Genomic DNA, 13,845 nt, shown 5'->3' with positions numbered 1-13,845 from the left:
CGTGCTCTAGCCCGAGGGCAGCGTCTGCAGCACGTTCTGAAAGAACGTGTTGGAGTCGCTGTCTTTGGTGAAGCCTGGCGAGGCTACGGCGATCCAATAGCCCGACTCGGTGAACATGTCGAGCTCGGGAGTCGAAGCGGTGCGCGCCTCGTAACCGCGGTTCGCTGGGGATCCGGGCAGCTCGCTGGTGCCGTAGCCGGCGGAAGAGAGCGTCGCCTCTTGTGCCGCCAGCGCCGAGGCAGAGGGCTTGGCCACGCCCACGGTCAGGGTCGCCGACCCGCCATCGGTGTCGGCCCAGTGGCACACCGTGCCGTCGAGGCCGGCCATGGTCTGGAAGGTCGAGCCCGAGGTTGGCGTGTACGACGAGTCGAGCGTGAGCCCGGGGCTGAAGTCGGTCACGATCGAGTCGAAGACGAGCTGGTTGCACGCGATGTCGACGGGCGTCGCCGCGGCGCTCGTGGGTGACGAGGTCGGGCTCGATGTGGCGGTGGGGGTGGCCGTCGGCGTGACCGTCACCGTGACCGTCGGGGCCGGCGTCGGCGTCGAACTGCCTGACGAGCATCCGGTCAGCGCGGCGATCGACAAGCCCACGACCGTCGTGGCTGCCGAAATAGTGAAGGCGCGAGACGCTCGCGTCGAAAACATCATGGATTCTCCCCCTCGACGCGCCCTCGCGCCGAGGCAGTGGGGCACGCATACACGGTGAAGGCGCAACCCGCCCCCTTTCGTCTATCGTGGCATAACCCTCGAGAAATGGTGACCCACATGAAGTCGGCGCTTTCGATCGCATTGCCAGCCTGGTTGATCGACGAACTGGCCACCCTGCCGAGCACGCTCGCTACAGGCGAGGAGCGCATGGCGCTGGTGAACGAGCTCGCCGCGCGCAATTACGTCGAAGGCAACGGCGGCCCGTTCGCGGCGCTGGTCGCCGACCGCCAGACCGGCGAGATCATCTCGGTCGGCGTCAATGTCGTGCTGTCGTCCGGCCTCTCGGGCGCGCACGCCGAGTTCATGGCACTGAGCCTCGCGCAAGCCGCTGTGGGCAGCTGGGATCTCGGCGCCGACCGTGAGCGCGAGCTCGAACTGGTGGTCAACTGGCGCCCGTGCGTCATGTGTTACGGCTCGACACTGTGGTCGGGCATCCGTCACCTCGTGGTGGCCGGAGCGGGCCCCGAACTCGAGCAGCTCACCGGGTTCGACGAAGGGCCGATGCGTGACGACTGGGCCGAGCAGTTCGAGGCGCGCGGCATCTCGGTCACCCAGAACGTCGGGCGAGAGGCGGCGCTGGCGGTCTTCGCGGCCTACGGTCGGTCGAACGCCCTGGTGTACAACGCGCGCGGCGGCGACGGCGTGGTCATTCCCGAGAGCTGACGCCTCAGAACACCAGTGACGGCTCGTCGCTCACCGAGAGCGTGAGCACCGCCTGCTGTATCAGTTCGTCTTTCTCGATCTCTTTTTCGATGCGGCGGATGCGCACCGCAACCTGCTCCTCGGGCAGGTCGCCCGTGAGATCGACGGCCGCCACCAGAAACACCCGGCCCGGCCCGACGAACTCGAGATGCAGGTACGTCACGCGCGAGATCTCGGGCACCGCGAGAAGCTGTTTGCCAGCTCCCACCCGAAACCGTTCGGGCGGATTCAGCCCGACCAGGTAACGCCGGTTCTGGTTGATCAAGATGATCGCGACGCCCGCCAGCAGCAGCCCGATCAGTATCGACCCGATCGAGTCATATGCGGGGTTGCCGGTGACCTGGTGCAGCAGAATGCCCACGAACGCGATCACCAGACCGGCGATGGCCGCAGAGTCTTCGGCGACGACACCGCGCAGCGTGGCATCCGAACCGTTCACGACGTAGTCGACCGGGTCGCGCTGGTACTTCGAGGCGCCGCGCCGGGCTTGCACCAGCGACTGCACGAGTGAGGCGCCCTCGAGCACTGCCGACACGCCCAGCACCGCATACGCGATGCCGAAGTTCGACGCCGGCTCCGGATTGAAGAGCTCCTGCACCCCGTGCATCACCGAAATGACGGCCCCCACGGTGAACACGCCGACGGCTGCCAGCAACGACCACACGTAGGCCTCACGCCCGTAACCGAGTGGATGCTCGTCATCACTCGAGCGCGCCGAGCGCTTGTCGGCGACGAGCAAGAACACCTCGTTGCCCGCATCGGCCCATGAGTGCGACGCCTCGGCCACGAGCGAGGCGGATCCGGTGACGGCGGCAGCAGCCGTCTTCGCCAGCGCGACCAGAATGTTCGCGATGAACGCGAGTACGACGACCATGCAAACGCCCTTTCGTACCGGCAGTGGGTTCAGCCTAATGAAACCCCGGGCATCCGTCATCGGGTATCGGCGAGGGGCGCCGTGGCCGCTGGAATAGGAGAAGAATGGGAGACGTTCGAAAACTCAACCAGGAGGATCAGCCGTGGCCGCTCACTACAACGTCGTCATTCTGGGAGCCGGGCCCGGCGGGTACGTCGCCGCTGTGCGCGCCGCGCAGCTCGGTCTGAGTGTGGCGATCGTCGAGAAGCAGTACTGGGGTGGCGTGTGCCTCAACATCGGCTGTGTTCCCGCGAAGACACTGCTGCGCAACGCCGAGTTGGCGCACATCTTCTACTCGGAGGCCGACACGTTCGGCATCTCGGGTGACGTCACGTTCGACTACGGCGTCGCATTCGACCGCAGCCGCAAGGTGGCCGACGGGCGTTCTAAAGGCGTGCACTTCTTGATGAAGAAGAACAAGGTCACCGAGTACGACGGTCGCGGCGCCTTCGTCGACGCTCACTCGCTGAACGTCGAGCTGACGGCCGGGGGCTCTGAGACGCTGACGTTCGACAACGCCATCATCGCCACCGGCTCGACCGTGCGACTGCTGCCCGGCACCTCGCTGAGCGAGAACGTCGTGACCTACGAGACCCTGATCATGCAGCGCGAACTGCCTGCTTCGATCGCCATCGTGGGCGCCGGGGCCATCGGCATCGAGTTCGCCTACGTGCTGGCCAACTACGGCGTCGAGGTGACCATCATCGAGTTTCTGCCGCGCGCGCTGCCGAACGAAGACGCCGACATCTCCAAAGAGGTCGAGAAGCAGTTCAAGAAGCTGGGCGTGCCCATTCTCACCTCGACTCGCGTCGAGACCGTGGTCGACAACGGCAGCTCGGTCACCGTCAGCTACGTCGACAAGAACGGCGCCCCCGGCCAGATCGAAGCCGATAAGGTGCTGATGTCGATCGGCTTCGCCGCGCGCGTCGACGGCTTCGGCCTTGAGAACACCGGCGTCGAGCTAACCGAGCGCGGCGCTATCGCCATCGACGAGTACATGCGTACGAACGTGCCCGGCATCTACGCCATCGGCGATGTCACCGCGAAACTGCAGCTCGCGCACGTCGCCGAGGCGCAGGGCATCGTGGCGGCAGAGACCATCGGCGGCGCCGAGACCATGCCGCTCGGCGACTACCGCATGATGCCGCGCGCCACGTTCTGCCAGCCGCAGGTGGCGAGCTTCGGTCTCACCGAGCAGCAGGCGCGCGACGAGGGGTACGACGTGAAGGTGTCGACCTTCCCGATGACGGCGAATGCCAAGGCGCACGCCCTCGGCGAGCCCAGCGGTTTTGTCAAACTCGTCGCCGACGCGACCTACGGTGAGCTGCTCGGCGGGCACCTCATCGGGCACGACGTCTCCGAGCTGCTGCCCGAACTCACCCTCGCGCAGAAGTGGGACCTCACCGCGAACGAACTCGCCCGCAACGTGCACGTGCACCCGAGCCTCTCGGAGTCGATGCAAGACGCCTTCCACGGGCTCGTCGGCCACATGATCAACCTGTGACTCGGGTACTTTCCGGGCCACGGATGCCCGACCGCCGCCGCGCGAACGGTGTCGTATGCCTATCGTGAGTTCGGGCATCCTGTTGTATCGCGGCCCCGCCGACGCCCCCGAGGTGTTCATCGCGCGCATGGGCGGGCCGTTCTGGCCCGCTTCGAAGGTGCGTGCGTGGTCTCTGCCGAAGGGGCTGAACGAGGGCGACGAAGAGTCGCTCGCCACGGCCCGGCGCGAGTTTCGCGAAGAAGTGGGGGTGGATGCCCCACCACTCCCCTACGAACTGCTCGGCGATTTTCGGCAGAAGTCGGGCAAGATCGTGCGCGTGTTCACCGCGCGCGCCGACGCACCGGGCGCCGATGGCGTCGTGCCGCACGCCGCCTCCCTCGCCTTCGTCGGCAGCAACACCTTCAGCACCGAGTGGCCCCCGCGCTCGGGGCGCCAGCAGGAGTTTCCCGAGATCGCCGAGGCCCGTTGGCTGCCGCTGGCCGAGGCGGCGAACCTGCTCGTCGAGGGTCAAGTCGCAGTGCTGGATGCCCTGCGGCAGCACCTCGGCGGCGCCTGAGTCCGCCGCGGCGGCTCGTGGTTGCGCCGCTGCGTCAGGTGAGAGCGACTTATTCGGACGAGAAGAGCCGCCCCGGCGGTCGCTCTCGTCCGGACCAGTCGCTCTCGCGTCCGCGTTAGAGGGTGGTGACGAGACCGCCGTCGATGGTGATGTTCGCACCCGTGATGTTCGAGGCACGATCGCCGGCGAGAAAGAGCACCACGTCGGCGACCTCGGAGGGGTGGGTGAATCGCTGGGTCGCCGATCCGGCGACCGCCGAGGCCGCGACCGCCGCCGGGTCGACCCCGCTCGCGGCCGACACCGTCGCCGCCACTCCCCCGGCTCCGAGCCACAGGTCGGTCTCGACGGGGCCGGGGCTCACGCTGTTCACCCGGATGCCGTGCGGACCGACCTCCTTCGACAACGACTTCGCGAAATTGAGCTGCGCCGCCTTCGCCGCGCTGTAGTCGATGACCGCCGGGTCGGGCAGAAACGCGTTCACCGAAGCGACGTTCACGATGTTTCCCGCCCCCGCCTCGATCATGCCCGGCAGCACCGCCCTCGTCGTACGAACTGCCGCCAACAGGTTCAGGGTGAGCGACTCCAGCCACTCGTCGTCGGTGACGCTCAGAAAACCGCCCACGCGGGTCTTCGTGGCACCGACGTTGTTCACCAGAATGTCGACGCGACCGCCCGCCGCCGAAACCAGCGCCGCCGCGGCATCCACCTCGGCCAGATTCACCGCCACGAACGTCACCGACCCGTCGGCTACCAGCTCGTCGATCGCCGCCGACGACGACCGAGCACCCGCGACCACGTGCGCGCCTTCGGCGACTAGCGCCTGCACGATCGCGAGCCCGATCCCCTTGCTCGCGCCCGTGACGATCGCGACCTTGCCCTTCATGAGCCCTCCCTTAGTGCGAATTTACGGCATGTCAGTAGACGAAGAGCTGGCCCAGAATCACGACGGCGATCACGAACAGCGCGATGACCGCACCGGCGATCTTGATACCGCGGCTGCCGAGGTGGATGAGACCGTAGCCCACCAGAAACGGCAACGCGAGAAGGGCGAGCGAAAGCAACCACCAGAACGCCCGATAGCCGAACTGGCTCGCGTCGGCGAGGTGGCTGCCGAACAGCTTCTGCGTCTGCGGGTTCGTGGCGAACGCGATGGTCGCCGAAAGCGGAAAGGCGATCAGAACGAACGTGATCAGCCCGGCGAACGCACCCCAGCCGCCGCGACGCCCGTCTTCGAGGGCCGTGTGCTGGGTGGAGCCGCCGCCCTGGGCGTTCTTGTGGTACTGGCTGCTCTTGGAGGTATTGGGGCGTGAACTCATGGTTGCCATACTGGCAGACGGCCACGCTTGGCCGTTGCTCCGTCACGCGATATCCACCGAAAGGGATGTCGGATGCCCGTTTGCACACGACCGGCCCGCTCGTCAATGGGCAGCGAGTCACCACCCGCCAGACGCGTGCTCCAGGTATTCTAAGGGCACACTTGATTCGGCTCTCGAATGAGTAACCGAAAGGCAGGCGACGTGGGCGAGACTCCCCCAAGCGAGCCGCACGCCGAACCGCAGCCCGAGCCGCACCACCGCGTTCTCGGCGGCCGGTACCGCCTCGATTCGCCGATCGGCCAGGGCGGCCTCGCTACCGTCTTTCTCGCGCACGACCTTACTCTCGGGCGCGACGTCGCCGTAAAGCTGTTCCACAGCAGCGCCGTCGAATCCGGTCGTCAGCAGACCGAGCTCACCCTGCTCGCCGGCCTCGATCATCACGCCCTCGTGCAGATTCACGACGCCGGCGTCGACGTGGACGAGTACGGCCGCAACAACCGCTACCTGGTGATGGCGCTGGTCAACGGCAGCGACCTGCACGAACGCATCTCGCACACCCAGCTCACCTCACGGCACATCGCCGAGATCGGCTACGACCTCGCCGAAGCGCTCGACTACATTCAGGCCAAGGGTGTTGTGCACCGCGACATCAAGCCTTCGAACATCCTCTTGGTCGACTACGGCGACGGATCGCCGCGCGCCCGCGCCAAACTCACCGACTTCGGCATCGCCATCGCCGACGACATGGAACGCCTCACCGTCGACGGCACCACCACCGGCACGGCGGGCTACCTGAGCCCCGAGCAGGCCTCGGGAAAACCCATCACTGCGGCGAGCGACGTCTACTCGCTCGGCCTGGTGCTGCTCGAATGCTTCACCCGGCACCTCGAGTTCGGGGGCGGCGTGGTCGAGTCGGCCCTCGCCCGGCTCTCGCGCGATCCGGTGATTCCGGATGATCTACCCGACTATTGGCAGCACCTTCTCGCCGCGATGACCGCCCGCGACCCCGAGGCGCGTCCGGTTCGCCACGAGCTCGTGGCAGCGCTCAAGCAGGTCGTGATCGCCGAAAGCGGCCGGCACAAAGACGAGGCGATGGAGCCGCTCTTCGCCCCCGGCGAGAAGCGAGCAGCGCTGACGCCGCGGCCATCCATTCTCGACACCCTGCCCGACGAAGCGCTCGACCGCGTCACCGCAATGGCGGCGCGGCTGTTCTCGGCGCCGATCTCGATCGTCAGCGTGGTCGACCGCGACCGGGTGTGGTTCAAGTCGCACTATGCCGACGACGTCGACCGCGATGACATCGACCGGCGCGACCTCGAGCGCCTCGCAAACGACCTCGATCTCTCGACGCTCATGGCGCCGCAGGTGGACGCGGTGGTCATCGAAGACGGCATGCTCGACTCTCGCACGTCTGACAACGTGCTCGTGACCGGCCCTGTCGGCATGCGGTTCTACGTGGGCGTGCCGCTGAAACGCACGAGCGGCGAGCTCATCGGCACCCTCGCCGTGATGGATTTTGCGCCCAGCGAGGCGACAGACGCCGAGGTCGAGAACCTCAACGACCTCGCCGCCCTCGTGGTTTCACAGCTCGAGTTGCGCCAGGTGGGGTTGCGCACGACCAGCGACGTGAGCCAGGGACTACCGTTGAGTCACTGACGCCGCCATCTGCACTGCCGGCATCATCTGCACTGACGGCATCATCTGGAGGGGAACTGCCATGACCGACGTCGCCACGATGCAGCCAGGCCTGTCGACCGCCGAGGTCGAGCAGCGCGTCGCCGAGGGGCACGACAACGCTTACGTCGCGGCATCGAGCCGCAGCGCCTGGAGCATCGTTCGCGCCAACCTCTTCACGCTCTTCAACGGCATCATCGCGGCCTGTTTTCTCGTGCTACTCGTTCTGGGCCGCTGGCAAGACGCCCTGTTCGGGTTCAGCGCCATCGCCAACACCGTCATCGGGTCGGTTCAGGAGTTCCGGGCGAAGCGCTCGCTCGACCGCCTTGCGTTGATGCATGCACCCACGGCCCGGGTGATGCGCGACGGCGCCGAGCAGAACATTCCCGTCGCCGGTCTGGTGCTCGACGACATCGTGGTGCTGCGCGCGGGAGACCAGGTGTCGGCCGATGCCGTGGTCGTCGACCAGACCCGGCTGCAGCTCGACGAGTCGATGCTCACGGGCGAGTCGGATGCCGTCGACAAAACAGCGGGCGACACGGTACTTTCCGGTTCCATCGTCGTCGGCGGCGAGGGAATTGCACGTGTCTCGCACGTCGGTGCGGATTCGTACGCGAACCGTGTCGCCAGCGACGCGAAGAAGTTCTCGCTGGTCACGAGTGAGCTGCGATCATCCATCAACCGGGTGCTGAAGTGGATCGCCTGGATCATCGGACCGGTGGCGCTGCTCGTGCTGAATGCGCAGATGGTGGCGTTGGGCGGCTGGCCCGAAGCGATTCAGTCAGGGTCGTGGCGCAACGGAGCGGTGTCGACCATCGCGTCGGTCGTCGCGATGATTCCGCTCGGGCTGGTGCTCATGACGAGCATCGCGTTCGCCGTGGGCGCCGTGAAGCTGTCGACGCAGAAGGTTCTGGTTCAAGAACTCGCCGCGGTGGAGGGGCTCGCGCGCATCGACCTCATCTGCCTCGACAAGACAGGCACGCTGACCGAGGGCGATATCGTGTTCGACGAGGTACACCCGATCGGCGGCGCGGCCGGCTGGCAGACGGTGCTCGCCTGGTACGGCGCCGAACCCGACGCCAACGCGACCGCCCGCTGCCTGAGCGTTCCCTACCCGATCACCGCGAAGGTCGAGCCCGAGGCGCGCATTCCGTTCTCGTCGGCCCGCAAGTGGAGCGCCGTGAGTTTCGGCGCGGCCGCCGAGGGCACCTGGGTGCTCGGCGGCCCAGAGATGGTGTTCTCGGGCTCCGACCATGCGGAGTTGCGCCGCCGATCATCCGAATTGGCCTCGTCCGGCCGCCGCACCCTCGTGCTGGCGCACACCCCGACGCGGCTGACCTCCGAAGACGTCGACCTCGAGCGGCTGCCCGGCGTGGTCGAGCCCGTGGTGCTGCTGACCTTTCGCGAGAAGGTACGACCGGATGCCCGTGAAACGCTCGACTACTTCGCAAGCCAGGGCGTTCAGGTGCGCATCATCTCGGGCGACAACCCGCACACCGTCGCCGCCATCGCTCGCGAGGTCGGACTCGAAGTCGTCGACGGCTTCGACGCGCGTGAGCTTCCCGACGACCTGGATGCCCTCGCGAAGGTGCTCGAAGAGCACGTTGTCTTCGGCCGCGTGACCCCGGCGCAGAAGAAGAACATCGTCATCGCCCTGCAGCAGGCGGGCCATACCGTCGCGATGACCGGCGACGGCGTCAACGATGCGCTCGCCATCAAAGAAGCCGACATCGGCATCGCCATGGATTCGGGCTCGCAGGCCACCAAGGCCGTGGCGCGCATCATCCTGCTCGACGGTCGCTTCTCGCGGCTGCCGGGCGTGGTTGCCGAGGGGCGGCAGGTCATCGCGAACGTCGAACGTGTGTCGATGCTGTTTCTCACCAAGACCGCGTATGCAACGGGGTTGGCGATCATCTTCGGCGCGCTGCTGCTGCAGTTTCCGTTTCTGCCGCGGCAACTGTCGGTTGTCGACGGGCTGACCATCGGGCTGCCGTCGTTCTTTCTGGCGCTGATGCCCAACTCGCGGCGGTACATTCCGGGGTTCTTGCGCCGGTCGCTCAGCTTCGCGATTCCCGCGGGTATCGTGATCGCGCTGGCCCTGGCGCTCTACGTGCGACTCTCGACCGATGCCGGCATCGGCGAGGCCGAGTTGCGCACCGGGTCGACGCTGATTCTCGCGATCGTGGGCTTGTGGATTCTCATCGTGCTCTCACGGCCCATCGACGGCATCAAGACGCTCATCATCGGGGCCATGATGATCGGCCTCGTCTTGGTGTACTCGATACCGCTCGTGTCGAACTTTCTCGAGCTGGTCAACCCGTCACTCACGACCGCACTGCTGGTCATCCTGATCTCGGCGCTCACGATCGGCGCCATCGAGATCGTACGGTTCGTGCACGTGCGTTACGTGCGCCGCAGTCAGGCTCGAATACTGGCTCGCGCGAAGTAGCGGGCCGCCGGGCCGATGTAGAGCGCGACGATGACGCTGGCCACCAGCACGACCTCGACGATCGTCGCGACCAGGGTCGAGGTCGAGACCGCTGTGCCGGTCGCGAGCGCGAGCAGCACGACGACGAGCGCCAGCACTCCGATCACGAGAGTGATGCCGAAGATCACGGTGGCGGCGACCCGCGCCATCCAATCGCCGCGCGACAGCCCCGACGCGATGGCGATCGTGAGTAGCCCGAGCAGTAGCGTCGATGCTCCGATGAGCGTGATCGGCAGTTGCCCGCCCAGTTCGTCGATATCGTCGGCGTAACGCAGCAAGATGACCAGGATGCCCGCCAGAATGTCGAGCACCCCCACGATGTACGTCAGCACCACCACCGCGATGACACTCGCCGGCGCCCGTCGTGGCTCCTCGATCGACAGGTCCGCGCTCATCGCCCGACCCTCCCCCGGTTCGCGAAGAACGCCCGCAGCACCGAGCGCATGATGCCCAAGAAGCCGAAGAAGCCCACCACGGCCCCGAGCAGGTCGAACAGGTGCAGGTTCGGCGCAATGAGCGGCCCCACCCCGTTGATCACCAGAATGATCGAGATCACCACCGCCGCGACCGACACGAACACCCCGACGAACTCCGACACGACGCCGTTCAGCCACTGCCGATCGTCACCCTCGGAGAACGAGCGAATGCGGATTCCGAAATCGCCCGAGTCGAGCTTGGCCATGATGGAGTCGATGCGCCGCGGAAACTTGCGCAGCAACGCGCGGCCCACGGCGAGCTGTGCCTGCACTCCGATGGCGAGGCGCTTGGGGTCGAGCATCCGGCGCATGAGCGTGGGTACGCGCGGAAACGCCTCGGTGACGAGGTCGAAGTCAGGCACGATCACCTTGAGGCAGCCCTCGAGCGTGGCGAAGCTGCGGAACGCCGACGAGAGCGTGGCGGGCAGCGCGATGTGGTGCTGCCGAATGACGTCGAGCATGAGGGAGAAGATCGACCCGCCGCCTCCCCGCCGAAACCGCACCGTGGTGAGCACCAGCCCGATGTCGTGGCGAAAGCTCTCGATGTCGGCGGTCTCGGGCACATCCACGATGAGCATGAGCGCATCCGTCGCCGCGATGTCGTCTTCGCTCGACGCCGCCAGCAGCAGCGCCGCCAGGTTCTCGCGCGCGCTCTTCTCGATGATGCCGATGGCCCCGAAGTCGATGAGCCCGAGGCTCTGGTCTTCGCGCAGAATCACGTTTCCCGGGTGCAGGTCGGCGTGAAAGACGCCGCACACGATGATCTGCTCGAGCACCGCGTTCATCAGCCCCACCGCGAGCGTGTGCCGAGCCTCGGTGGTCATCTCACCGAGGGCAGCGGATGCCCGGCTCAACGGCTGGCCGTCGACCAGGTCCATCGTGATCATGCGCCGCGTGCTCGCCTGCGGATACACCGTCGGCACGTCGATGGTGATGTCTTTCTCGTCGGCGTGCTTGGCGATCTCCACGAGGGTCTGCCGAATCATCTCCGTGTTCGAGTACTCGATGCGATAGTCGAGCTCGTCGAGCAGCGTCTGCGTGAACCCCTTCGCCACCGACTCGGCGCGCAGATCGCGCCCCTGCTGAGTGTGCACCTCTGCCGTTTTCGCCAGGCGCAGAATGATGTCGACGTCGGCCGCGACCTGTGCCCGCGCCTCCGGCCGCTGCACCTTCACCACGACCTGCGTGCCGTCGAGCAGGATGCCCGTATGCACCTGCGCGACCGACGCCGCCGCGAGCGGAGACTCGTCGATCGCCTGAAAGACGTCGGAGATCGGCCGGCCGAGCTCTTCTTCGATGACGGCTTTCACCGCGGGCCACGGAATCGTCGTGGCACTCGACTGCAGCGACGCGAGCGCGGTGAGGTACGGCTCGGGCACGATGTCGCGGCGAGTCGAGAGCACCTGCCCGAGCTTGACGAACGTCACGCCCGACTGGTTGATGGTGCGAACGATGGCCGCCGCACGCTGCTCAGACGTGTTCAGGTCGGCGTCGTTGCGGTTGCGCCCGCGAAACAGCCAGCCCGCTCCGTTGCGCGAGGCGATCTCGAGAATCTGCAGGTACCGCCGGGTGCGCTTCTGCTGCTGCAACCCGGCGCGCACCACGTCGATCGGGTTGCGCAAGCTCGTCGTCGGAAACACCGCTTCGAGAATCACGAGCAGCCCGACGCCGAGCGCGAACACCCAGGCGATCGACAACACGATGAGCGTCAGAATGACCGCGTCAGAAGCTTCCGCCTGCGTACCGCTCATAGCGCCGGTCTCGCGCAGCACCCAGGTAGCGAACGGCAGCCCGCAGATGAACACCAGAATGCCGACAACGATGCTGCGCGGCCAGCCGATGGGAACACCGAGTACTCGCCGCGACGCGAACCCTACGAAGACCGCAGAGAGAATGCCGAGGATGACCAGAATGACGATTTCGAACACGGCAGTTGCTCCCCTATTTGCGGCACGTCGGTGACTCGAAGTCTAACGACCCGCACTCCCGAACGGCGCGAGCCGGGCATCCACTCGGCTACGGTGTGATTCGTGACCGACTTTGAGACTGCGCCCGCTGGCCCTGCTGACTCGGCTGACTCTGCTGCGAAGGCAGCGAACCCTGCCGAGGCCCGATCCGTGGCCCGCTCGCTCGACGGCAGGTCGTTCACGTTCGCCCTGGCCGACGGTACCCCCATCGTGGCCGGCGAACTCGTGTCGCTCAGCGATCCAGAGGGTCACCGCGCGCTCGGCTTCGTCGAGCAGACGGTTGCGGATGCCCGGGGCAGCATTGTGGGCAGCGGACGCCTGCTGGGCGTGGTCGACGCCGACGACCGCTTGATCTCGCGCGGCACCCGCCCGTTCGCCGAGGCCCTCGTCACCGAGGCCACCGCCGACGACATCGACCGGCTCTACGACGCGAACCGCGCGAGCCTGCAGATCGGAACGCTCGTAGGAGCGCCAGCGGTCGCCGCGAAGCTGCTGCCGCATCGCTTCAACCGGCACACGTTCTGGTGCGGGCAGAGCGGATCGGGCAAGACCTATGCGCTCGGCGTGCTCATCGAGCAGTTGCTCTCGCATACCGATCTGCCGGTCGTCATCTTCGACCCGAACTCCGACTTCGTGAAGCTCAACCAGACCGTGCCCTCCGCCGACCCGGCTGAAGTGCAACGGCTGGCCTCCCGCGAGATTCGCGTGCTGCGACCGGGCGGTGACGGCGAACACCTGCGGGCGCGCTTTCTGTCGCTGCCGCTTCGCGTTCGTGCGGCGTTGCTTCGGCTCGATCCGCTGCTCGACCGCGACGAGTACAACACGCTCATGCACCTCGACTCCCGGCTGCAGGTCGAAGACACCGCGGAGTTCATGCAATCACTGGTCGCCTCGACCAGGCCTGCCGATCGGGCTCTCGCGCTGCGCATCGAGAATCTGGGCATCCTGAACTGGCAAGTCTGGGCTCGTGACGAGAAGGCGGCCACCGAGATCGTGGTCGAACGGCCGAACGCGACCGTTCTCGACCTCGGCGGGTTCGAAGCCGCCGAAGAACCGCTGATCGCGGCGCTCTCGGTGCTCGACGACCTGTGGGCGCGCCGCGAAGAGCGCCGCCCGGTTCTGATCGTGATCGACGAGGCGCACAACCTGTGCTCACCCGAACTCACCAGCCCGCTTCAGGTCGCGATCCGCGAACTGATCACGCAGATCGCCGCCGAAGGCCGCAAATTCGGCCTGTGGCTGCTGCTCTCGACACAGCGGCCGTCGAAGATCCACCCCAGCATCATCTCGCAGTGCGACAACCTCGCCCTCATGAAGATGAGCTCTCCGCTCGACCTGGCCGAGCTCGGCTCGGTGTTCGGGTACGCCCCCGAGGCACTGCTGGCGCAATCGCCGAACTTTCGCCAGGGCGAGGCCCTCTTCGCGGGCGGATTCAGCCCTGCCCCGGCCATCGTGCAGGTTCGCGATCGCATCACCGTCGAGGGCGGCATCGACGTACCGGTGCCGCTGCGCGACTAGCTCTGCGCGACTAGCCTCCCCCG

Annotated in this window: 12 protein-coding genes; 6 read left to right on the top strand and 6 right to left on the bottom strand. The window is 66.6% G+C overall.

What is annotated here, in order from left to right:
* Positions 1–6: 6 nt before the first annotated feature.
* Entirely contained in the window at positions 7–648 is a 642-nt protein-coding gene (locus LQ955_RS03325) for a hypothetical protein (RefSeq protein ID WP_231026816.1), read from the bottom strand.
* Between the two features lie 105 nt (positions 649–753).
* Between LQ955_RS03325 and LQ955_RS03320 the strand changes: the two genes are divergently transcribed.
* Positions 754–1,371, top strand: coding sequence for a nucleoside deaminase (locus LQ955_RS03320; protein WP_231026815.1), 618 nt, complete (start codon positions 754–756; stop codon positions 1,369–1,371).
* 4 nt (positions 1,372–1,375) lie between these two features.
* Here LQ955_RS03320 and LQ955_RS03315 read toward each other — a convergent pair whose 3' ends face one another.
* The gene (locus LQ955_RS03315) at positions 1,376–2,284 is read right to left on the bottom strand and encodes a cation diffusion facilitator family transporter (RefSeq protein ID WP_231026814.1); all 909 of its coding nucleotides are present in this window, start codon (positions 2,282–2,284) and stop codon (positions 1,376–1,378) included.
* Between the two features lie 142 nt (positions 2,285–2,426).
* Between LQ955_RS03315 and lpdA the strand changes: the two genes are divergently transcribed.
* Both lpdA and LQ955_RS03305 read left to right on the top strand, forming a co-directional pair.
* Entirely contained in the window at positions 2,427–3,827 is a 1,401-nt protein-coding gene (gene lpdA / locus LQ955_RS03310; RefSeq protein WP_231026813.1) for a dihydrolipoyl dehydrogenase, read from the top strand.
* 55 nt (positions 3,828–3,882) lie between these two features.
* Positions 3,883–4,383, top strand: a complete 501-nt coding sequence (locus LQ955_RS03305; RefSeq protein ID WP_231026812.1) for an NUDIX domain-containing protein — start codon at positions 3,883–3,885, stop codon at positions 4,381–4,383.
* Positions 4,384–4,498: 115 nt separating this feature from the next.
* Here LQ955_RS03305 and LQ955_RS03300 read toward each other — a convergent pair whose 3' ends face one another.
* Together LQ955_RS03300 and LQ955_RS03295 are read right to left on the bottom strand one after the other, a co-directional pair.
* Positions 4,499–5,266 carry an SDR family NAD(P)-dependent oxidoreductase gene (locus LQ955_RS03300; protein WP_231026811.1) on the bottom strand — a complete coding sequence of 256 codons (768 nt, stop codon included), beginning with the start codon at positions 5,264–5,266 and terminating at the stop codon, positions 4,499–4,501.
* Between the two features lie 31 nt (positions 5,267–5,297).
* Positions 5,298–5,699: a hypothetical protein gene (locus tag LQ955_RS03295; protein WP_231026810.1), complete on the bottom strand. Its 402-nt coding sequence runs from the start codon at positions 5,697–5,699 to the stop codon at positions 5,298–5,300.
* Between the two features lie 177 nt (positions 5,700–5,876).
* Between LQ955_RS03295 and LQ955_RS03290 the strand changes: the two genes are divergently transcribed.
* Both LQ955_RS03290 and LQ955_RS03285 read left to right on the top strand, forming a co-directional pair.
* A complete protein-coding gene (locus LQ955_RS03290) occupies positions 5,877–7,355 on the top strand; it encodes a protein kinase domain-containing protein (protein ID WP_231026809.1) in 1,479 nt (492 codons plus the stop codon).
* 61 nt (positions 7,356–7,416) lie between these two features.
* Positions 7,417–9,822: an HAD-IC family P-type ATPase gene (locus LQ955_RS03285; protein WP_231026808.1), complete on the top strand. Its 2,406-nt coding sequence runs from the start codon at positions 7,417–7,419 to the stop codon at positions 9,820–9,822.
* Here the strand turns inward: LQ955_RS03285 and LQ955_RS03280 are convergent.
* Both LQ955_RS03280 and LQ955_RS03275 read right to left on the bottom strand, forming a co-directional pair.
* Entirely contained in the window at positions 9,792–10,256 is a 465-nt protein-coding gene (locus LQ955_RS03280; RefSeq protein WP_231026807.1) for a hypothetical protein, read from the bottom strand. The two genes, LQ955_RS03285 and LQ955_RS03280, sit on opposite strands and share 31 nt — an antisense overlap.
* Positions 10,253–12,265 (bottom strand): ABC1 kinase family protein, encoded by a 2,013-nt coding sequence (locus tag LQ955_RS03275; protein ID WP_231026806.1) that lies wholly within the window; start codon positions 12,263–12,265, stop codon positions 10,253–10,255. Before LQ955_RS03275 ends, LQ955_RS03280 begins: the two co-directional genes overlap by 4 nt.
* A 102-nt stretch (positions 12,266–12,367) precedes the next feature.
* Between LQ955_RS03275 and LQ955_RS03270 the strand changes: the two genes are divergently transcribed.
* Positions 12,368–13,822, top strand: coding sequence for an ATP-binding protein (locus tag LQ955_RS03270; RefSeq protein ID WP_231026805.1), 1,455 nt, complete (start codon positions 12,368–12,370; stop codon positions 13,820–13,822).
* Positions 13,823–13,845 lie beyond the last annotated feature (23 nt).

Source organism: Subtercola endophyticus (assembly GCF_021044565.1).
Lineage (GTDB): Bacteria > Actinomycetota > Actinomycetes > Actinomycetales > Microbacteriaceae > Subtercola > Subtercola endophyticus.
The sequence above is the reverse complement of the archived record's forward strand: the minus strand, read 5'-3'. Positions and strand labels throughout refer to the sequence as shown.